The following is an 18,855-nucleotide window of genomic DNA, read 5'->3' as shown; positions in this document are numbered from 1 at the left end:
AGCGAAAGCTGCGGGAGCGCCCCGACGGGCCCTGTCCCGCGCGGTGGTGACCGTACGTCAGGTGACCGTGCCGAGATTCACGTCGAGGTCCTCGGTCTCGTTCCAGAATCTGTCGTCCGCGTCCTGGAGACGGGACGCCGCGTGCTTCATGTGGCGGCGCGCGGCGGTGTGGGCCGCCTCGCCGTCGCCCGCCTCGATGGCCGCCAGGATGGCGTGGTGCTCCTGGCGCACCGCCTCGATGAAGTCGCCGCGACGGGCTTCGTTGGCCCGGGTGACGCGGATGCCGCTGCGTGCCACCTCGCCGAGATACCCGACGGTCGAGACCAGCACGGCGTTCCCGGTCGACTCGGCGATCGACCGGTGGAAGGCGAGATCCTCCTCCACACCGTCGCCGCCGGACGCGACCGCCGCGTCGATCGCGTCCAGGGCCTGACGCATCCGGGCGAGGGCGGCGGGCGTGGCGCGGGTGGCCGCGAGGGCGGCCGCCTCGCCCTCCAGGGCGGAGCGGACCTCCACGATCTGCAGCACCTTGGCCTTGGTGCGGGCGGACTCGGCCTCCAGGTCGAGCGGTCGCGTGCGCCTCGGGAGGACGAACACGCCGCGGCCCTGGCGTGGTTCGACCAGGCCCGCGTTGCGGAGGCGTGACACGGCCTCGCGCACGACGGTGCGGCTCACCCCGAGCTGCTTGACCAGCTCCACCTCGGTCGGAAGCTTGTCGCCCTCGGCCAGCCGCCCGGACTCGATCTCCTCCGCGAGAATCGCGGCGACCCGGTCCGCGAGCCGCACGGGACCGCTCACCTTGGAAAACATGTTCTTCAGTCTATCGGCCCGAGTCCGGCCGTCCCGCTGCGAGCGGGGTGCCGGCGGCGGCCCCTTCGGCATGATCGCCGAGGAAGTCGCGTACCACCGATGCGAAGGTCGGGTCGGGTTCCAGACCGAGGGCGGCGGCGCGCGCGTTGTCGAAGGTCGCGGGCCAGGAGCCCACGATGGCCTCGACGGCGGGATCCGGCGCGATCCTCACCAGGTCGGCGACGGCGTCCCCGGCCAGCTGCCGCAGGGTGTCCAGCATCTCGGCGACCGAGACCGTGAGGGCCGGGAGGTTGACCGGGATCAGGCCGTCGAGGCGGCCCGGTCCGGTGCCCCGGTCGAGCTCCGCGACGCGGAGGATGCCCTCGACCGTGCGCCGCGGCGAGGCCAGCGCCACCCGGAGGCCGGGGTCGACCGGGCAGACGGCCGGCAGGCCGGCCAGCGGCTCGCGGACGATGCCGGACAGGAAGCCGGACGCGGCGGCGTTCGGCTTGCCCGGCCGGACCGACACCGTCATCAGACGGGCCACGCGCCCGTCGACGAAGCCTCGGCGGGTGTACTCCGCGACGAGCTGTTCGCAGACGAACTTCTCGGCGCCGTAGCTCGACCGGGGCGTGGGCAGAGTCGCCTCGCTCACCACGGCCGGCAGCGGCAGCGCCGGGTCGGAGCCGTAGACCGCGACACTGCTGGAGAAGAGCAGCCGCGCCGTGGGACCGCCTGCGGCGGACTGGGCCCGGGCCGCTTCGAGCAGCGCGCGGGTGGTGTCCACGTTGGCGCTCATGCCGAGGTCGAAGTCGGCCTCGCACTCGGCCGAGACCGCCGAGGCGAGGTGGATCACCGCGTCCACCGGCTCCGCGAACAGCTCGTCGAGCCGTTCGGTCAGGTCACCGCGCACGATGTCCACGAGCGGGTCGCGCGCCACCTCCGGCTCGTCGGGCACGAACCGGTCGGCGAGCACCAGCCGGCCGATCGGCGCCCCACGGAACGTCCGCGTCGTCAGCAGCCGGTCGGCGACCTGCCGGCCCAGGAAGCCGAAGCCACCGGTGATGACGATCCTCATGCGTGTACTCCTCGATAGTCGTTCAGCCAGCCGAGACCTTCGCTCGTGCCGGCGCGCGGGTGGTATTCGCAGCCGATCCATCCGTCGAAGCCGAGTTCGTCGACGACGTCGAACAGGTGCCGGACGTGGAGCTCGCCCTCGTCCGGTTCGTGGCGGTCGGGCACGCCCGCGATCTGCAGATGACCGACCCGCCCGGTCGGCAGGTCGCGGCGCAGGGTGGTGGTGAGGTCGCCCTCGACGATCTGGCAGTGGTAGAGGTCGAGCTGGACCTTGAGGTTCGCGGCGCCCACCTCCTCGACGACCTCGTGCGCTTCGGCCTGCCGGCTCAGGAAGTAGCCCGGCATGTCGCGGTGGTTGATGGGTTCGACCAGGATGTCGACGCCCGCCGCGGCGGCCCGTTCGGCGGCCCAGGAGAGGTTGGCGAGGTAGGTGTCGCGGTACCGGGCCCGGTCGGCGGGCGTGGTGGCCGAAGGCGTCAGCCCGGCCATCACATGGACCCGTGGACAGCCCAGCGCCGCGGCGTACTCCAGCGCCCGGTCGACGCCCGTGCGGGTCTCCGTCTCGCGTCCGGGCAGCGCGGCGATCCCGCGCTCGCCCGAGTCCCACGCCCCGGGAGGCGCGTTGAACAGCACCTGTCGCAGGCCGTGGTCGTCGAGCCGGCGACGCAGCCCGGAGGCGTCGTGGTCGTAGGGGAAGAGGTACTCGACGGCTTCGAAGCCGTCCGCCGAGGCCGCGGCGAAGCGGTCGAGGAAGTCGTGTTCCGTGTACATCATGGACAGGTTCGCTGCGAACCTCGGCATGGTGGCTCCTGTGATTCCTGTGTTCGGGCCGGGCCGGGCCCGGATCCGGCGGATCCGGTCAGCGGTTGACGACGCTCTTCTTCGTGGTGAGCACCGCGGCGGCGCCGACGACGAGGCTGAGCGCGAGGACGTACATCGGTATGGCCGTCGAGCCCGTGGCGTCCTTGAGCGCGCCGATCATGTACGGGCTGACGAAGCCCGCGAGGTTGCCCACGGAGTTGATCGCGGCGAGGCCCGCCGCGGCTGCGGTGCCGCCGAGGAACGCGGTGGGCAGCGACCAGAACAGCGGTGCGCAGGTCAGCACGCCGGCCGCGGCGATGGACAGCGCGATCAGGGACAGGGCGGTCGAGCCGGACCAGGCGGCGGCCAGCGAGAAGCCGACGGCGCCCATGAGGCTCGGGACGACCAGGTGCCAGCGGCGCTCACGGCGCTTGTCCGCCGAGCGTCCGAACAGGTTCATCGCGACGAGGGCGGCGACGAACGGCACGGCGCTGAGCACCCCGATCGCGAGGTTGCCCTTGATGCCGGTGGACTCGACGAACGTGGGCATCCAGAAGGTCAGCGCGTACTGGCCCATCACGAAGCAGAAGTAGACGAGGCACATCAGCCACACCTTCGGGTCGCGGAAGGCGTCCCAGACCCGGCCGTGCACCGTCTGGTGCACGGTGTCCTCGGCGACGGCCCGCTCGACGACGGTCTTCTCCTCGTCGGTGAGCCACTTCGCGTCGCGCACGCCGTTGTCGAGGTAGAACAGGGTGGCCACGCCCACGGCGAGGGCGGGGATCGCCTCCAGCAGGAACATCCACTGCCAGCCCTGCCAGCCGCTCACTCCGTGGAACCGGTCCAGGATCCAGCCGGAGAGCGGGTTGCCGAAGATGCCGGCGACGGGGATGGCCGACATGAACAGGGCGATGACGCGGGCACGGCGGTGCGACGGGAACCAGTACGTGCAGTAGAGGATCACCCCGGGGTAGAAGCCGGCTTCCGCGGCGCCGAGGAGGAAGCGGAGCACGTAGAACGTCGTCTCGTTGGTGACGAAGACGAACGCGGCCGAGACCAGGCCCCAGCTGATCATGATCCGGGCGATCCAGGTGCGGGCTCCGACCCGCTGCAGCATCAGGTTCGAGGGGACCTCGAAGAGGAAGTAGCCGATGAAGAACAGACCGGCGCCGAGGCCGTACGCGGCCTCACTGAACCCGAGGTCCTCGGACATCTGCAGCTTGGCGAAGCCGACGTTGACCCGGTCGAGGTAGGAGACGATGTAGCACAGGACGAGGAAGGGCACGATGCGGCGTACGACCTTGCGGAAGACGGCGTTCTCGCGGGCGAGGCCGTGGACCTCGGGGGTGACTACAGGCGTGGGCATGACGAATCCTTTGAGCGGCTCAGGGGGATTCTCTGACAGGGACGAGCGGGGACGTGCAGGTCACCACGCCGCGCCGAACGCGGACCGCAGTTCGGCGAGGGCGGGAGCGGGAAGCGGCTCGGGACGACGGTCGGTCAGGAGCCAGAGACGTGCCGTCTCCTCGAGTTCTTCGAGGACGGCGAGGGCGGAGGCCGCGTCGGGCCCCCAGACCACGGGGCCGAGCCGGTCGAGCAGGACGGCCCTGATCGGTGTGCCGCCCGCCGCGCGGTCGGCGATGCGGGCGGTCACCAGGTCGGCCACGAGCGGGTCGCCGGGCCGGTGGTAGGGGATGAGCGGGACGTGCCCCACCTTCATCACGTAGTACGGCGTGATGGGCGGCAGCACGTCGTCAGGGCTCCACACGCCGGCCAGGGTCAGGCCGACCAGGTGTGTGGAGTGGGTGTGCACGACGAACCGGGCCGTGGGGTCGGCCTCGTAGATACGCCGGTGGAGGGTGAGGGTCTTGCTGGCGCGGTCGCCCGCGCGCTGCTCGCCGCGGGCGTCGACGAGCGCGAGCCGTTCGGGGTCGAGGAAGCCGAGGGCGGCGTCGGTGGGCGTGATCAGATGGCGGTCGCCGATCCGGGCGCTGATGTTGCCGGCGCTGGCGTGCACGTAGCCCCGGGCGAACAGACTCGTGCCCACCCGGACGATCTCCCGGCGTGCCGCGTCGACGGCCTCGTCGCGCTCCGCGCCGGGCGCGGCGTCCGTGTGGCCGGTCATGCGGTCTCATCGTCGAGCAGGGCGAACGAGGTGGCGAAGAAGTCGGGGCCGCCGAAGTTGCCGGACTTCAGCGTGATGTGCAGGGTCTCCCCGTCGGGGAGGACCGCCGCGCACCACGGCACACCGGGGTCGATCTGCGGTCCGATCCGCAGTCCGGTGATGCCGAGCGCCTGGACGACCGCGCCGGAGGTCTCGCCACCCGCGACGACGAGTTGCCGCACACCGCGTGCCACGAGTCCCCGCGCGACGCGGGCCAGGGTCCGCTCCACGAGTTCACCGGCCTCGGCGGCGCCGAGCCGGCCCTGGACGGTCCGGACGGTGTCGGACGATTCGGTGGAGTAGACGAGGACCGGCCCGTCGTCCAGGTGCGCCTCGGCGAAGGCCAGTGCCTCGGCGGCCACGTCCGTGCCGTCCGCGATGCGCAGCGGATCCACGCTGAACGCCGGCCGCCCGCTGCGCAGGAACTCCCGCACCTGGCCGTTCGTGGCGACGGACACCGACCCGGACACGACGGCCCGATGTCCGGCGGGCGACGGCAGCCGGGCGGCGGCCGGGGACGGCTCGAACCCCCAGTTCGCGGGCAGGCCGATCGCCAGACCGGATCCGGCGGTCACCAGCGGGAGCCCGCTGACCGCGTCGCCCAGGCGCACCAGATCGTCGTTCGAGACCGCGTCGGCGACGGCGGTCCCGAAGCCCTGCGCGCGCAACTCGTCGATACGGGCGCGGACGGCGTCGGCACCGGCGGCGACGACCCGGTGGTCGATGAGCCCGACCGGGCGCTTGCTCTGCGCGCCGAGGACGGAGACCAGGTCGGAATCGGTCATCGGCGTGAGCGGATGATGGCGCATGCCGCTCTCGCTCAGCAGTACGTCGCCGACGAAGAGGTGTCCCTTGAAGACCGTGCGTCCGTTGTCGGGGAAAGCCGGGGTCGCGATCGTGAAGTCGGTGCCCAGCGCGTCCATCAGGGCCTCGGCGACCGGGCCGATGTTGCCGGCGGGCGTGGAGTCGAAGGTCGAGCAGTACTTGAAGTAGATCTGCTCGGCGCCCATGGACCTCAGCCAGGCCAGCGCCCGCAGCGACACCTCGACGGCCTCGGCGGCCGGCACGGTACGCGACTTGAGCGCGATCACCACGGCGTCCGCGTCGGCGGCCTGCTCGGCCGCCTGCCGGTCGTCGTGCGCGGGGACGTCGATGAGCTGGACCACGCGCATGCCGGCGCGCACCAGGTTGTTCGCCAGGTCCGTGGCGCCGGTGAAGTCGTCGGCGATGCAGCCGAGTCGGATGCCCATGTCAGCCCTCCACCGGCTTCGGAAGGTCGATCCCCGGGAAGATCTTGATGACCGCGCTGTCGTCCTCGGCGCCCAGGCCGGACGCCGACGCCTGAAGGAACATCTGGTGCGCGGTCGCGGCGAGAGGCAGCGGGAACCTCTCCGGCCGGGCGGAGTCGAGCACGAGTCCCAGGTCCTTGACGAAGATGTCGACCGCGGACAGCGGGGTGTAGTCACCGGCCAGCACATGCGCCATACGGTTCTCGAACATCCACGAATTGCCCGCGCTGTGCGTGATCACCTCGTAGAGCGCCTCGGCCGGCACGCCGGCCCTGATGCCCAGGGCCATCGCCTCGGCCGCCGCGGCGATGTGCACGCCCGCGAGCAGCTGGTTGACGATCTTGACCTTGGAGCCCAGTCCGGCCTTCTCGCCCAGGCGGTAGACCGTGCTGCTCATGGCGTCGAGCACCGGGTCGGCGAGGGCGTACGCGGCGGCCGGGCCCGAGGTCATCATGGTGAGCTCGCCTGCCGCCGCACGTGCGGCGCCGCCGGAGATGGGGGCGTCGAGGTACAGCACACCCCGCTCGGCCAGCCGCTCCTCCAGCCGGGCCGACCAACTCGGGTCGACGGTGGAGCACATGACGAAGACGGCACCGGGGCGGAGCCCTTCGGCGGCGCCGTCGGCGTCGAACAGTACGGACTCGACCTGGGCCGCGTTGACCACCACGCACACCAGAACGTCCGCGTCGGCAGCCAGTTCGCCGGGGGAGGCGAAGGCGGTGCCGCCGTCACGGGCGAAGCCGGCGGCCACGTCCGGCCGCAGGTCGTGCACCCCCACGTCGTACCCCGCGGCCCGCAGACTGCGGGCCATGCCGAGACCCATGGCTCCAAGTCCCACCACGCCCACGCGGGGCAGGGCGGACCGGTCCTGGTCGTTCATGCGCAACATCCTTGTCTCGCTGTGCTGTTCGGGGGGCAAGCGCGGCTCGGGTCGCACGCCTTCCCGTCAGTGGTCAGGTCATATGATGACCTGAGGATCCCGCATCGTTCACTGTGATGTCGGTCACGTTGCGTCCGCGTGAATTCTCGTGCCGGGTCCGCGTCGGCGGACGGCCGCGATGCGAGTCGCCGGCCGTGGTGGCGCGGCCGAGGTTGCATGGACTCCAACACCCCCACGCCTGCGGCGACTTGGGGGTAGTCCCCGATGGGGGAAGTGCCGTGCGGCCCTGACCGCCCAGGAGGGCTGCGGCGTCGACGGCCGATGTGTGCGTGCGGGTCGGCAGGGGGTGGTCGGCGTGATCGGGCCGCCGGTGGGGCCCGCTTGCCCTCTGCGCACAGTCAGCACATAAGGTAAGGCTCACCTAATGGTTCAAAGGTAAAACACAGCTAGGAGCCGTCCTATGTCCATTCGGCGCCGCGGCACGGCCGCAGTCGCTCTCGCCGTCGCCGCTGCACTGTCCCTCGCGGCGTGCGGCAGCGACTCCTCCGGGAACGGCAAGGAGGGCACAGGAGTCTCCGCCGACAGCGGGTCGGGCGCGAAGGACTCCAAGTCGGTCGCGAAGGGCGGCGCGGGATTCGCGGACGCCGCGAAGAAGACGGCCGCGCTCGGCACGGACGCCGAGCCGGGCCAGTGGCCGCGCACGATCAAGCACGCGATGGGCAGCACCGAGATCACGTCCCAGCCCAAGCGCGTGGTCGTGCTCGACGTCGGCGAGCTCGATAACGTTGTCTCCCTCGGAGTGAAGCCGGTCGGCCTGGCCCCGACCGAGGGCTCGCCGGAGCTGCCGTCCTACCTGAAGAAGGACGCGGGCAAGCCGAAGAACGTCGGCACCATCAACAGCCTCAACCTGGAGGCGATCGCGGCCCTCAAGCCGGACCTGATCCTGGGCAGCCAGCTGCGCGCCGCCGCCTCGTACGACGAGCTGTCGCAGATCGCGCCGACCGTCTTCTCGATCCGCCCCGGCTTCACGTGGAAGGAGAACTACCTCCTCAACGCGGCCGCACTGGACAAGACCGCGCAGGCCAAGGCGAACCTCGCCGCGTACGAGAAGCGGGCGAAGGACCTCGGCGCGAAGCTCGGCGACCACAAGCCGACCGTGTCCATGGTCCGTTACCTGCCCGACGGCCTCATCCGGCTCTACGCCAACGACTCCTTCATCGGCACGATCCTCAAGGACGTCGGCATCCCGCGCCCGAAGAACCAGGACATCGCGGACCTGGCCGCCGAGATCAGCGCCGAGAACATCGACCAGGCGGACGCCGACTGGATCTTCACCGGCGTCTACGGCGACCCGAAGGCCACGGACAAGAGCAAGGCCCAGAGCAACCCGCTGTGGAAGAACCTCAAGGCGGTCAAGGACGGCCACGCCTACGACGTGCCGGACGAGACCTGGTACCTGGGGCTCGGGGTCACCGCCGCCGGCGCGGTGCTGGACGACCTCCAGAAGCACCTGACCGCCTGAGAAGAGGGAGTGAGTGCGGCACATGTCGCCACCCACCCGCCGACGGGCCGGCTGGTTGCTGGCCGGCGCGGCGATGCTGCTGATCGCCGTCCTGCTGAGCCTCGCCGTGGGCAGCCGCCAGATCGCGCCGGGCGAGGTGATCCAGGCGCTGGTGCACGGCGGCACCGGTGACGACGCCCAGGTGGTGCGGGCGTTGCGGGTCCCCCGCACCGTCATCGGTGTGCTGGCCGGCGCCGCCCTGGCACTCGCCGGGACCGTGATGCAGGGCATCACCCGCAACCCCATCGCGGAGCCGGGGATCCTCGGTGTCAGCCAGGGCGCGTCGGTGGGCGTGGTGTGCGCGATCGCGTTCTGCGGCGTGCACACGCTGAACGGCTACGTGTGGTTCGCGTTCGCGGGCGCGGCGCTGGCCGCGGTCGGCGTGTACGCCGTCGCCAGTGGCGGCCGCGGCGGGGCGTCGCCGGTCAAGCTCGCGCTCGCGGGCGCCGCCACCAACGCCTTCCTGGCCTCGCTCGTCTCCGGCATCACCACCGTCAACGCCCGTGCCCTGGACGAGTTCCGCTTCTGGCAGGTCGGCTCGATCAGCGGGCGCGACAGCGAGATCATCGGTGAGATCGCACCGTTCCTGCTGGCCGGCCTGGTGCTGGTCGCGGCGATGGCGCGAGGGCTGGACGCGCTCGCGCTCGGCGACGACGCGGCCAGGGGGCTCGGGCACAACGTCGGCCTGCTGCGGGTGATCGGCGCACTCGGCGCGACCGTGCTGACGGGTGCGGCGGTGGCCGCGGTCGGCCCGATCGCCTTCACCGGCCTCGCCGTCCCGCACATCGCCCGCGCCCTGGTCGGCACCGCGCACCGCTGGGTCCTGCCGCTGGCCGCGCTCCTCGGGCCGGTGATGATCCTCGGCTCCGACGTGCTCGGCCGCATCGTCTTCCCGCCCTCGGAGGTGCCGGTGGCCATCATGACCGCCCTGATCGGTGTGCCGTTCCTGATCGCACTCGTCCGGCGCCGGTCGGTGGTGGCCGCATGAGCCGCACCACGGCCGACGTCCCCCGGCGGGCCCTCCGCCCGGCCGGTCACACCGTCCTGCGCGGGGGCCGCGCCAGCGTCCTGGTGCACCGGAGAGCCGTCGTCGTGGCGGCGGTGCTCGCGGTGCTGCTGGCGTGCGCGGTGGTGGCGTACCTGTGTGTCGGCGAGTCCTTCGTCCCGCCGACGGAGGTCGTCCGCGTGCTGCTGGGCCGCCCCAGCGCCGACGAACTGGTGGTGGGCACGCTGCGCCTGCCCCGGCTGGTCGTCGGGCTCCTGGCAGGTGCCGCGTTCGGCGTCGCCGGCGCGCTGGTGCAGACCGTCGCCCGCAACCCGCTGGCCAGCCCCGACGTCATCGGCGTCACACATGGCGCGGGCGCGGCCACGGTCGCCGCGCTCAGCTTCAACGCCGTAGCCCAGGACACGCTGCCGTACGTGTCCGTCGCCGGAGGTCTCGCCGCGGCCCTGCTGGTCTACCTCTTCGCATGGCGGGGCAGGCTGCGGTCCTCCCGCTTCGTGCTGGTCGGCATCGGCGTGTCCGTCGCGCTCGGGTCGCTGACCCAGCTGCTCCTCACCAAGGGCGACTACCTGGTGGCCCAGCAGGCTAAGGTCTGGCTGACCGGCTCCCTCAACGGCCGCGGCTACGAGGAGGCCGGCCCCCTCGCGCTCGTACTGCTGCTCGGCGTCCCGGCGGCCCTGTGGGCAGCACGGGCCCAGCGCAGCGCCTCCTTCGACGACGACACCGCGACCGCTCTCGGCGTGCCCCTGGACCGGGTCCGGCTCGGTCTGACCGTACTGGGCGTGGTGCTGGCGTCGGTGGCGACCGGCGCCGCCGGCCCCGTCGACTTCGTGGCGCTGCTCGCGCCACAGATCGCGCGCCGGCTCACGCGCACCGCGCAGACCCCGCTGCTGTCCTCGGCGTTGACCGGCGCGCTGGTCGTCGTGGTCGCGGACCTGCTGGCCCGCCGCCTGTTCTCCCCGATCGAGCTGCCGGTCGGCGTCCTCACCGCCGCGGTGGGCGCCCCGTACCTGATGTGGCTCATCGTCCGCACCCGCAGCCGCTCCGGAGGAACCTCCTCATGAACCGTCCGCCCACCGGTCGCCTCTCGGCGCGGGACCTCACCCTGGCGTACGAGGACCGCACCATCGTCGAGGGCCTGGACCTGGAGATCCCCGACGGGCAGGTCACCGTCGTCGTCGGCCCCAACGCCTGTGGCAAGTCGACCCTCCTGCGGGCGCTGGGGCGCCTCCTCAAGCCGCGCCGTGGCGCGGTACTTCTGGACGGCACCGAACTCGCCCGCGTCCCGGGCCGGCAGATCGCCCGGACCATCGGCGTCCTGCCGCAGTCACCCACCCCGCCGGACGGGATCACCGTCGCCGACCTCGTCGCCCGTGGCCGTCAGCCGCACCAGAAGTGGTGGCAGCAGTGGTCCGAGGCCGACGAACGGGCCGTCACCGAGGCGCTGGAGCACACCGACACCGCCGATCTCGCCGACCGGCCGGTGGACGAGCTGTCCGGCGGCCAGCGCCAGCGCGTGTGGATCGCCATGGCGCTGGCCCAGGACACGGACCTGCTGCTTCTCGACGAACCCACGACCTACCTGGACATCGCCCACCAGGTGGAGGTCCTGGACCTGGTCCGCCGGCTCAACCACGAACGGGGCCGCACGGTCGTCGCCGTCCTCCACGACCTCAACCAGGCCGCCCGCTACGGCGATCACCTGGTCGCCATGAAGGCCGGCCGCATCGTCGCCCAGGGTCCGCCGCAGCGGATCGTCACCGCCGAACTGGTCCAGGACGTGTTCGGCCTCTCCGCCGTGGTCGTCCCCGACCCCGTCACCGGTGGCCCTCTCGTCGTCCCCGCGGGCGCCTGGCGGCCGGCTCCCGTGGAGGAGGACCGGCTCGGCCGGGCGCCCTCGCCCAGGCCGTGACGGGCGGGGCGATCCGCGCCCGGTTCAGCTCGCCGGTGTCCGACCCGACGTCCGGTCGACGGCGGTACCGGCAGGGGGTGTCCCGCCCTCGGCCTGCTCCAGCCAGTCGCGGTACCAGCGCCCGAAGGTCACCGGCTGCCCGTCGCCGTCGAGCAGCGGCGTCAGGTCCTGCTCATCGGCCCGGTCGTCGGACCAGATCCGTCCCCGCTCCGGTCCGCTGATGATCAGCCACTGCCGCAGCGCGCAGCCGAGGTGATTGATCACGACCGCGCCGACCGTGCGCTCGGGCGCCCACATCAGGGCCTCCCACCGTGTGTCCCAGGCCTCCATGGCGTCGTCGAAGTCGTCGATCTCCTCGAAGTCCTCCTCCTCCGGCTGTTCGGACAGGAGGGAGTCGACGTCCTCCGGGTCGGGGCCCCGCCGGGGGAACGGCTCGGCGAGCCGGGAGAGTTCGGCGAGGTCGGCCCCGTCCCCCTCCCAACGCCAGAGGCCCTCGACGCGCCGGACGGGAAAGACACCGTAGGCCGGGCCCGCGCCGCCCGCTCCCACCTGGAGCAGGAAGTCGCGGTACTCCTCCGGCAGTTCCACCCCTATCTGGGCCTGGAGTTCCGACAGGTCCTCCGGGGTGAGGGGCGCGTCGAGGAGGAAGCGATGTCCGAGCGCGCCGAACACCTGCGTGCTGTCCGGCCGCGCGGCAAGTGCCTCCACGCGCTGCCGAATCCCTGTCCACGTCTGATCGTTCATGCAGCGACACTACGTGGAGGGTCTGACAGCGCGGACCGTCGGCCGGTGAGGCGGACGGTCGGCCGGTGAGCGCGGACGGCCGGCGGTGGCGGTCCGGTCGGGCAGGCCCGCCGACCGCTTCCCGTACCCGGTTCGGTGACGTGTGACGCGTCAACGGATCGACGCGAAAATCCACGACGCGAAGATATTGAGAGTGACATCAAACCGTCCCGTCCCTGTCGTCGGCGCCGGGGTCAGGTCGCTTTCGCCGGGGGGCCGAGGTTGTTCGTGGGGTGGCCGATGTGCGAGTCAGCTCATGTTGCGGAAGTATCGTTATGGGTGGTATGTGCCTTGTGTCGAAGCGAGGCATCCTGACGCCCACTGGCCCCGGCCCTTCGCGGGCAGGGGTCGGTGCACCAACTGGTGCACCCTGCCGGACCGTTCGGATGGCGCAGCACACCATGCATTCCTCTCAGACCTCCACGCGACCGGAGACGAGACAGTCCCCCTGGACGGTGGTGACCGCCGGGGACGCGGGACTCCTGCTGGTCAGGCTGACCTTCGGGCTGTTCATGGCCGGGCACGGTGCACAGAAACTCTTCGGGCTGTTCGGCGGAGGGGGCCTGACGGCCACCAGCAGGGGCTTCGAGTCCCTGGGCTACCGCCCGGGAAAGGTCTTCGCCGTGATCGGCGGTCTCTCCGAGTTCCTCGGCGGCCTCGGACTCGCCGCCGGACTGCTCACGCCCCTCGCAGCCGCCGCCGTGATCGGCGTGATGATCAACGCCATGGCGACCGTCACCGGAGCCCACGGGCTGTGGGAGTCGGACGGCGGCGTGGAGTACAGCGTCGCCATCACCGTCGTCGCCATCGCCGTGGCCGCCCTCGGTCCGGGCCGGCTGGCCCTCGACCGGTTCTTCCCCTGGGGCAACGGCGGCTGGGCGGAAGCCGCCGTCGCCCTCGGCCTGGGCGGCATCGGCGCCGCGATCGCACTGACCTTGTGAGGGGCACTCCGCCCTGGCGCAGGGACCCTTGGTGACCGGGCCCTCACCTCCTGTGCGCGGGCGTACGCACCGTGGTTCCACGTGTCCGCCGGATGCCCCGTAGAGCCGGGCTGTCAGTGGCGCCTCCTACGCTGCCCCACATCGATCGGACAGCCGAGGGAGAGGCGTACACATGGGCGGCAACGGCTGGATGCACACGGGCCCTTACCAGCGGGATCTGGCGGCCGCGTTCCGCCGGGCCCAGGAGGAGCAACTGGCCGAGGACGACCACGGTTTCCCCGGCCGGACGATCGACGACCTGTGGGAGGACCCCGCCTGGCACGAGTACATCTTCACCGGCGGTACGGGGACGGTCCTGGACCAGCCCACGCTGATCGAGGCCACCGACCCCGACGACGGCCCCTACATGCGCCCGCTGACGGACGCGGAGGTCAAGGCGTGGGCCCCCGACGGCCGCCCCACCTACGACGACTGGGACACGGCCCTGCACTCGGAGCAACTGGACTTCCCCCACCGCGCACAGGGCAGATGCACCGTGCTCTACACCGACGGACGGCCGACACGGATCGGCTACTGGGGCGTCACCGCCGACTGACGACCGGACCGGCGCGTCAGTGACCAACAGGCAGGCGGCAGGCTCCGGATGAGCCGGCGGCAGGGACCGCACCGCGTCACCGGTGGCCCTCCGCCGTCGTCGCCCGGTCACCGACAGCACGAGAAGAGCGAACGAAGATCGCGAGCGGGCGCGGCGCGCTACATTGCCGGCATGACCGATCAGCTCCAGCCCATGCCCGGCGACTGGCAGCGAGCCCTCGCCGTCGTCGCCCATCCCGACGACCTGGAATACGGGTGCGCGGCCGCCGTCGCCGACTGGACCGACGGCGGCCGGGACGTGGCGTACCTTCTCGTGACCCGGGGCGAAGCGGGTATGGACACGCTCGACCCCGCCACCTGCGGTCCGTTGCGCGAACAGGAGCAGCGCGACGGCGCCGCTGTCGTCGGCGTCTCCACCGTGGACTTCCTCGACCACAAGGACGGCGTCATCGAGTACGGCGTCGCCCTGCGCCGAGACATCGCCGCGGCCATCCGCAGGCACCGGCCGGAACTGCTCATCACGCTCAACCACCGTGACACCTGGGGCAGCGGTGACGACAGGTACTGGAACACCCCGGACCATGTCGCGGTCGGCCGGGCGACGCTCGACGCCGCGGCCGACGCGGGCAATCGCTGGATCTTCCCCGAACTCGTCGAGCAGGGCCTTCAGCCGTGGGGAGGAGTCCGCTGGGTAGCGGTCGCCGGGTCACCCGAGCCCACGCACGCCGCCGACGCCTCGGCGGGCCTGGAACGCTCGGTGCGCTCGCTGCTCGCCCACCGCACTTACATCGAGGCGCTCACCGACGAGGACCCCGAGACGTACTGCCGAACCTTCCTCACCGGCGACGCCCAGGCGCTCGCACCACGTTTCGGCGGCAGGCCCGCGGTCGGATTCGAACTCTTCACCCGCTGAGACACGGCGGGCACCCCACTCACCCGGCGGTCGCGCCGCGACGGCGGAACATCGCCCGGTACTCCCTCGGCCGACGGCCGGTGTGTCTGGCGAAGATGCCGCTGAACGTCCCGGGATCGCGGTACCCGACCTCGGCGGCGATGCTCGCGACGGTCCTGTCGGTGGTCTCCAGCAGGTGTCCGGCGCGACGCACCCGGGCCGTCTGCAGATACGCGAGCGGCGTCTCGCCGGTCTCGTCTCCGAAACGGCGCAGCAGGGTGCGCGTGCTGACGTGGAACTCCCGGGCGAGGGCGGGCAGTTCGTAGCGCGACGTGAGGTTCTGGTCGAGCCATCGCTTGACGGCGAGCGAGAACTCCCGGCCCACGGTGGGGACGAGCCGTGAGTCCACATAGGGGGCCTGGGTGGAACGCGCGTCGTCGACGAGTGCGACCCGGGCCGTGCTCCGGGCGACCCGAGGGCCGTCGTGCTGCCGGATGAACTGCAGCGCGAAGTCGTACATGGCGCTGAAGGCCGCGGTGGTCGTGACCCCTCGGTCGGTCACGACCAGGCTGTCCGGGCGCAGGCGTACGTCGGCGTACCGGCGGGCGAACCGATCCGCGAACAACCAGGACGTGGTGGCCTCGCGTCCGGCGAGCAGCCCGGCCTCGGCGACCAGGAAGGCGCCCACGCAGATCGACACGACGGCGGTCCCATCCGCGGACTGCGACCGGATCGTCGCGACTTCCGGGCCGAGGCCCGTGAGGGTCGCGTCGAGATCGAGGGTGGGGGAGAGTTCGAAACCCGGCACGATCAGGACGTCCACCGGGCGCACGGCCGAGACGTCGAGGGCCGAGCCGCCGGACGCGATCACGCGCCGGCGGGGAGAGACGACCGAGGTCTCGTAGGCCGGCGGGCCGGACCCCTGCGCCGCGGCGACGTGCGTGGACATCGCCAGGAGGTCGGGGACTCCGTACACCTCCGACGCGAAGCACCCGGGATAGGCCAGCACACCGATGCGCAGCGCACTCATGCGGCCCCCTCCGGCGGCTCTCGACGGGTGGCGATATTACCGGGATTCATGGCGATGTCGCCGCTTCCCGGGAGGGCGGGCCACTCGGCATCATCCCGGTCATGACCATCGAGCGAGGACAGGGCGACCCCCTGGACGACTTCTCACGCAGAACCGTCGGCGTCGACGACGTCCACAAGACCGTCCATGTCACCGGGTCGGGACCCGCCGTCGTCCTGATGCCGGAGATGCCGGGCATCAGCCCCGACGTGGCGCGGTTCGCGCGGTGGGTGCGGGACGCCGGCTTCTCCGTGTACCTGCCTTCCCTCTTCGGCGTCGACGGCGCCTATCCGCTCGCCGAGGCACGGGAGACCGTCGTCCGACGCGCCTGCGTCAGCGCCGAGTTCAGGGCGTTCGCCGGGGGCGGCACCAGCCCCGTCGTCACCTGGCTGCGCGGCCTCGCCCGCCTGGCGCACGCCGAGTGCGGCGGACCCGGCGTCGGCGCCGTCGGCCTGTGTTTCACCGGCAACTTCGCCCTGACCATGGCGCTGGAACCCGCTGTCGTCGCACCCGTGGTCAACCATCCGTCACTTCCGCTGGACGACCCCGCAGGTCTGGAGATCAGCGACGAGGACGCCGCCGCCGTGGCCGAACGCGTGGCGCGCGACGGCCTGAAGGTGCTGGCCTACCGCTTCGAGAACGACACGTGGTGCACCGGCCGACGGTTCGCGGCCTACCGGGCCTTGCTCGGCGACGCGTTCGACGGCCGTGTCCTCGAAGCGGAGTCGGCGAACACGAACCCTCCGCCCTTCTTCCGTGACGTCGTCGGATGCGCGCACAGCGTCGTCACGGCGCACCTCGTCGACCAGGAAGGCCACCCCACCGTGCGGGCACGGGACGAGATCATCGCCTTCCTGAGCGAGCGGCTCGGGACGGGGTCCGTGTGAGCCGGGGATTCCCGTCGCGGCGGCAGCGGGGCGTGCGCCGAAGCCGGTGGACAAGGACCGCGCCGGCGGCAGACTGATCCCATGACCGAAGAGGATCTGAAGGCCGATCTCCACCGCTACCTGCAGTCCGCCCGCGACGCCGTGCTGTGGAAGCTCGAAGGCCTGTCCGAGTACGACGCCCGCCGCCCGATGACGCCGACCGGCACCAACCTCCTGGGCCTGGTCAAGCATCTGGCCGGAGTCGAACTGGGCTACCTCGGCGACACGTTCGGACGTCCGTCCGGCGAGGACCTGCCCTGGTTCGAAGAGGCCGCCGAGACCAACGGGGACATGTGGGCGACCGCGGAGGAGTCACGCGCGTACGTCACCGGGCTCTATCGCCGGGCGTGGGCGCACTCGGACGCGACGATCGACGCGCTGGCGCTGGGCACCGTCGGGAAGGTGCCGTGGTGGCCCGACGGCAAGGACGAGGTGACGTTGCATCACGCCGTCGTGCGCGTGACCGCGGACACGCAGCGCCATGCCGGGCAGGCCGACATCCTCCGGGAACTCATGGACGGTGCCGTCGGCATGACCAAGGACAACGACAGCATGATGCCCGGCGACGCGACCTGGTGGGAGGACTACCGCGGGCGGCTGGAGCGCGCGGCCCGGGAAGCCGACTCAGGCGTGTGACCTCGGCTCCCCGGGCACGGGTCACGGTGACGGGGGGATTCTGCGCGGCACGTCCTGCGAACCGGAGGAGCAGGACCTGCGGGCGCCGCGCCTGCCCGCTCGCGCGACCGGCTCCCGTCGGCACATCGAGGCGGTGCCAGGTGTGGCATTTCGTGACGGTCGGTGTGAGGCGGATCACTCTCCGGGCGCAGCGAGTCGGGCATGCGCCATCATGATCGGAATGGACGCTCGTTTTCTCGGCATCGCCGAGCTGGTCGAAACCCCGTCCGTGGCGGTCGTCGTCGACGTCATGCGCGCTTTCACCGTGGCCGCCCGGGCGTTCGCCCAGGGAGCGGAAAAGATCGTTCTCGCCGAGTCGCTGGACGAAGCCCGGGCGCTCAAGGCTCGTCACCCGGACTGGGTGGCGATCAAGGACGGTCCGCCCGCGCCCGGTTTCGACGCCGTCAACTCGCCGGGCCTGCTGAGGTCCGTCGACCTCGGCGGACGGACCGTCGTGCAGAAGACCACGGCAGGAACGGTCGGCGCCCTGGCGGTCAAGGAGGCGTCGCTGGTGCTGTGCGCCGGCTTCGTGGTGGCGGAGGCGACGGCTCGCGTCTTGCGGACATGCCGGAGCGACAGCGTCACCTTCGTGGTCACGGGCGAGGACGGGCAGGCCGATGAGGATCTGGCCTGTGCCCAGTACATCGCTCGGAGGGTCACCGAGGCCGGTGCGGATGCCGCCGAGTTCCTCCGCCGCGCCGCCGAGTCCCGCGCCGCTGCCGAGCTGACGGAGGGTGTGCGTCAAGGAGTCCATCCCGATGACGTCGCACTCTGTCTTGAGGTGGACCGGTTTCCCTTCGCCATGGTGGCGGCCTTGGAGGGTTCGCTCATGGTCCTCCGTCCGCGTGCCATGTCTTCGCTGACCGACGATGCCCCGATCTGATCGCCGGCGGGTCCCTCACTCGTCGCAAGCGCCGGGCGGGTGGACGGGGCCGGGCGCGGCAGCGCAGGCCGTGGCTCGCCGGTCGTGAGGGGTACTCGACGAGTTGTCCGGTCGACGAACCACTCGACGACCCGAAGGAAGGCGGCGCGCCATGCCCGCAGGATCGAACAGGAAGCGTGAGCGGCAGTACGAGCACATCAAGCAGAGCGCGGAGGAGCGCGGCGAGTCGACCGGCCGGGCCAAGGAGATCGCGGCTCGCACGGTGAACAAGGAGCGGGCCCGGGCCGGCGAGTCGAAGACGGCGAGCCGGACGTCCACCCACGACCCCAAGTCCGCACCGGAACGTGGTGGACAGCGGTCGCACTCCGGCGCGCAGGGGCCGACCAAGGACCAGCTGTACGAGGAGGCCAGGAAGCGCGACGTCCACGGCCGGTCGTCGATGAGCAAGCAGCAGCTGAAGAACGCACTGGGGCGCTGACGGGAGCCGTCCGCGGTGGGGGCCGAGCGGGCCGACGCGCCCTGTGACCTGGTGAGCGCGGATCTCGCTCGTCAACGCGCCGATGAGCCGGTCGAATTCGGGACAGTCCGCGTCGTGGCTCCAGCGTGCGGGCCCACC

At 71.7% G+C, this 18,855-nt stretch carries 20 protein-coding genes; 11 read left to right on the top strand and 9 right to left on the bottom strand.

The genetic code is table 11. The features are described from left to right. Nucleotides 1-57: 57 nt before the first annotated feature. Genes ACSYGO_RS02920 through ltnD form a run of 7 tightly spaced genes read right to left on the bottom strand, consistent with a single transcriptional unit; the run spans nt 58 to nt 7,000 of the window. Nucleotides 58-810: a FadR/GntR family transcriptional regulator gene (locus tag ACSYGO_RS02920; protein WP_426680835.1), complete on the bottom strand. Its 753-nt coding sequence runs from the start codon at nt 808-810 to the stop codon at nt 58-60. A gap of 10 nt (nt 811-820) precedes the next feature. Then, the gene (gene denD, locus ACSYGO_RS02915) at nt 821-1,867 is read right to left on the bottom strand and encodes a D-erythronate dehydrogenase (RefSeq protein WP_460385675.1); all 1,047 of its coding nucleotides are present in this window, start codon (nt 1,865-1,867) and stop codon (nt 821-823) included. Further along, nucleotides 1,864-2,667, bottom strand: coding sequence for a 2-oxo-tetronate isomerase (gene otnI / locus ACSYGO_RS02910; RefSeq protein WP_432189592.1), 804 nt, complete (start codon nt 2,665-2,667; stop codon nt 1,864-1,866). Before otnI ends, denD begins: the two co-directional genes overlap by 4 nt. Before the next feature lie 58 nt (nt 2,668-2,725). Then, a complete protein-coding gene (locus ACSYGO_RS02905) occupies nt 2,726-4,033 on the bottom strand; it encodes an MFS transporter (protein ID WP_432189593.1) in 1,308 nt (435 codons plus the stop codon). 60 nt (nt 4,034-4,093) lie between these two features. After that, entirely contained in the window at nt 4,094-4,792 is a 699-nt protein-coding gene (locus ACSYGO_RS02900; RefSeq protein WP_426680831.1) for a class II aldolase/adducin family protein, read from the bottom strand. Next, the gene (gene otnK / locus ACSYGO_RS02895; RefSeq protein ID WP_460385674.1) at nt 4,789-6,081 is read right to left on the bottom strand and encodes a 3-oxo-tetronate kinase; all 1,293 of its coding nucleotides are present in this window, start codon (nt 6,079-6,081) and stop codon (nt 4,789-4,791) included. The genes ACSYGO_RS02900 and otnK overlap by 4 nt, the downstream gene beginning before the upstream one ends. A gap of 1 nt (nt 6,082) precedes the next feature. Beyond that, nucleotides 6,083-7,000, bottom strand: a complete 918-nt coding sequence (gene ltnD, locus ACSYGO_RS02890; RefSeq protein ID WP_460385673.1) for an L-threonate dehydrogenase — start codon at nt 6,998-7,000, stop codon at nt 6,083-6,085. Nucleotides 7,001-7,460: 460 nt separating this feature from the next. On the opposite strand from ltnD, the gene ACSYGO_RS02885 reads away from it, so the two are divergent. The 4 genes from ACSYGO_RS02885 to ACSYGO_RS02870 are packed head-to-tail and all read left to right on the top strand — an operon-like array spanning nt 7,461 to nt 11,476. Continuing rightward, nucleotides 7,461-8,522, top strand: coding sequence for an ABC transporter substrate-binding protein (locus tag ACSYGO_RS02885; protein ID WP_432176337.1), 1,062 nt, complete (start codon nt 7,461-7,463; stop codon nt 8,520-8,522). A gap of 22 nt (nt 8,523-8,544) precedes the next feature. After that, nucleotides 8,545-9,549 (top strand): FecCD family ABC transporter permease, encoded by a 1,005-nt coding sequence (locus ACSYGO_RS02880; RefSeq protein WP_460385672.1) that lies wholly within the window; start codon nt 8,545-8,547, stop codon nt 9,547-9,549. Beyond that, entirely contained in the window at nt 9,546-10,628 is a 1,083-nt protein-coding gene (locus tag ACSYGO_RS02875; RefSeq protein WP_426680826.1) for a FecCD family ABC transporter permease, read from the top strand. The genes ACSYGO_RS02880 and ACSYGO_RS02875 overlap by 4 nt, the downstream gene beginning before the upstream one ends. Then, entirely contained in the window at nt 10,625-11,476 is an 852-nt protein-coding gene (locus ACSYGO_RS02870) for an ABC transporter ATP-binding protein (RefSeq protein ID WP_432176335.1), read from the top strand. Before ACSYGO_RS02875 ends, ACSYGO_RS02870 begins: the two co-directional genes overlap by 4 nt. A 24-nt stretch (nt 11,477-11,500) precedes the next feature. Here ACSYGO_RS02870 and ACSYGO_RS02865 read toward each other — a convergent pair whose 3' ends face one another. Next, the gene (locus ACSYGO_RS02865; protein WP_426680824.1) at nt 11,501-12,220 is read right to left on the bottom strand and encodes an SMI1/KNR4 family protein; all 720 of its coding nucleotides are present in this window, start codon (nt 12,218-12,220) and stop codon (nt 11,501-11,503) included. A 440-nt stretch (nt 12,221-12,660) separates the two neighbouring features. Between ACSYGO_RS02865 and ACSYGO_RS02860 the strand changes: the two genes are divergently transcribed. The 3 genes from ACSYGO_RS02860 to ACSYGO_RS02850 all read left to right on the top strand — a co-directional run bounded on the left by ACSYGO_RS02860 (nt 12,661) and on the right by ACSYGO_RS02850 (nt 14,707). Beyond that, a complete protein-coding gene (locus tag ACSYGO_RS02860) occupies nt 12,661-13,200 on the top strand; it encodes a DoxX family protein (protein WP_426680823.1) in 540 nt (179 codons plus the stop codon). Between the two features lie 172 nt (nt 13,201-13,372). Next, nucleotides 13,373-13,795: a hypothetical protein gene (locus tag ACSYGO_RS02855; RefSeq protein ID WP_426680822.1), complete on the top strand. Its 423-nt coding sequence runs from the start codon at nt 13,373-13,375 to the stop codon at nt 13,793-13,795. Nucleotides 13,796-13,966: 171 nt separating this feature from the next. Then, nucleotides 13,967-14,707, top strand: a complete 741-nt coding sequence (locus tag ACSYGO_RS02850; protein WP_426680821.1) for a PIG-L deacetylase family protein — start codon at nt 13,967-13,969, stop codon at nt 14,705-14,707. A gap of 19 nt (nt 14,708-14,726) precedes the next feature. Here the strand turns inward: ACSYGO_RS02850 and ACSYGO_RS02845 are convergent, their stop codons facing one another. Then, nucleotides 14,727-15,716 (bottom strand): GlxA family transcriptional regulator, encoded by a 990-nt coding sequence (locus ACSYGO_RS02845; RefSeq protein WP_460385671.1) that lies wholly within the window; start codon nt 15,714-15,716, stop codon nt 14,727-14,729. 101 nt (nt 15,717-15,817) lie between these two features. Here ACSYGO_RS02845 and ACSYGO_RS02840 point away from each other — a divergent pair, with 101 nt between their 5' ends. The 4 genes from ACSYGO_RS02840 (at nt 15,818) to ACSYGO_RS02825 (ending at nt 18,717) form a co-directional block, all read left to right on the top strand. After that, nucleotides 15,818-16,642: a dienelactone hydrolase family protein gene (locus tag ACSYGO_RS02840; protein WP_460385670.1), complete on the top strand. Its 825-nt coding sequence runs from the start codon at nt 15,818-15,820 to the stop codon at nt 16,640-16,642. 81 nt (nt 16,643-16,723) lie between these two features. After that, on the top strand, nt 16,724-17,317 hold the full coding sequence (locus ACSYGO_RS02835) for a DinB family protein (protein WP_426680818.1): 594 nt from the start codon (nt 16,724-16,726) through the stop codon (nt 17,315-17,317). 220 nt (nt 17,318-17,537) lie between these two features. Beyond that, complete coding sequence (locus ACSYGO_RS02830; protein WP_432189601.1) at nt 17,538-18,239, top strand: 2-phosphosulfolactate phosphatase; 702 nt, start codon at nt 17,538-17,540, stop codon at nt 18,237-18,239. Between the two features lie 151 nt (nt 18,240-18,390). Further along, nucleotides 18,391-18,717 carry a plasmid stabilization protein gene (locus ACSYGO_RS02825; RefSeq protein ID WP_426680817.1) on the top strand — a complete coding sequence of 109 codons (327 nt, stop codon included), beginning with the start codon at nt 18,391-18,393 and terminating at the stop codon, nt 18,715-18,717. The last annotated feature ends 138 nt before the right edge of the window (nt 18,718-18,855 follow it).

The organism is Streptomyces krungchingensis, assembly GCF_054729265.1.
The sequence above is the reverse complement of the archived record's forward strand: the minus strand, read 5'-3'. Positions and strand labels throughout refer to the sequence as shown.

Coding starts and splice junctions, on each gene's coding strand:
- ACSYGO_RS02920 (WP_426680835.1), bottom strand. CDS start 810: ATGTTTTCCAAGGTGAGCGGTCCCGTGCGGCTCGCGGACCGGGTCGCC.
- denD (WP_460385675.1), bottom strand. CDS start 1,867: ATGAGGATCGTCATCACCGGTGGCTTCGGCTTCCTGGGCCGGCAGGTC.
- otnI (WP_432189592.1), bottom strand. CDS start 2,667: ATGCCGAGGTTCGCAGCGAACCTGTCCATGATGTACACGGAACACGAC.
- ACSYGO_RS02905 (WP_432189593.1), bottom strand. CDS start 4,033: ATGCCCACGCCTGTAGTCACCCCCGAGGTCCACGGCCTCGCCCGCGAG.
- ACSYGO_RS02900 (WP_426680831.1), bottom strand. CDS start 4,792: ATGACCGGCCACACGGACGCCGCGCCCGGCGCGGAGCGCGACGAGGCC.
- otnK (WP_460385674.1), bottom strand. CDS start 6,081: ATGGGCATCCGACTCGGCTGCATCGCCGACGACTTCACCGGCGCCACG.
- ltnD (WP_460385673.1), bottom strand. CDS start 7,000: ATGAACGACCAGGACCGGTCCGCCCTGCCCCGCGTGGGCGTGGTGGGA.
- ACSYGO_RS02885 (WP_432176337.1), top strand. CDS start 7,461: ATGTCCATTCGGCGCCGCGGCACGGCCGCAGTCGCTCTCGCCGTCGCC.
- ACSYGO_RS02880 (WP_460385672.1), top strand. CDS start 8,545: ATGTCGCCACCCACCCGCCGACGGGCCGGCTGGTTGCTGGCCGGCGCG.
- ACSYGO_RS02875 (WP_426680826.1), top strand. CDS start 9,546: ATGAGCCGCACCACGGCCGACGTCCCCCGGCGGGCCCTCCGCCCGGCC.
- ACSYGO_RS02870 (WP_432176335.1), top strand. CDS start 10,625: ATGAACCGTCCGCCCACCGGTCGCCTCTCGGCGCGGGACCTCACCCTG.
- ACSYGO_RS02865 (WP_426680824.1), bottom strand. CDS start 12,220: ATGAACGATCAGACGTGGACAGGGATTCGGCAGCGCGTGGAGGCACTT.
- ACSYGO_RS02860 (WP_426680823.1), top strand. CDS start 12,661: ATGCATTCCTCTCAGACCTCCACGCGACCGGAGACGAGACAGTCCCCC.
- ACSYGO_RS02855 (WP_426680822.1), top strand. CDS start 13,373: ATGGGCGGCAACGGCTGGATGCACACGGGCCCTTACCAGCGGGATCTG.
- ACSYGO_RS02850 (WP_426680821.1), top strand. CDS start 13,967: ATGACCGATCAGCTCCAGCCCATGCCCGGCGACTGGCAGCGAGCCCTC.
- ACSYGO_RS02845 (WP_460385671.1), bottom strand. CDS start 15,716: ATGAGTGCGCTGCGCATCGGTGTGCTGGCCTATCCCGGGTGCTTCGCG.
- ACSYGO_RS02840 (WP_460385670.1), top strand. CDS start 15,818: ATGACCATCGAGCGAGGACAGGGCGACCCCCTGGACGACTTCTCACGC.
- ACSYGO_RS02835 (WP_426680818.1), top strand. CDS start 16,724: ATGACCGAAGAGGATCTGAAGGCCGATCTCCACCGCTACCTGCAGTCC.
- ACSYGO_RS02830 (WP_432189601.1), top strand. CDS start 17,538: ATGGACGCTCGTTTTCTCGGCATCGCCGAGCTGGTCGAAACCCCGTCC.
- ACSYGO_RS02825 (WP_426680817.1), top strand. CDS start 18,391: ATGCCCGCAGGATCGAACAGGAAGCGTGAGCGGCAGTACGAGCACATC.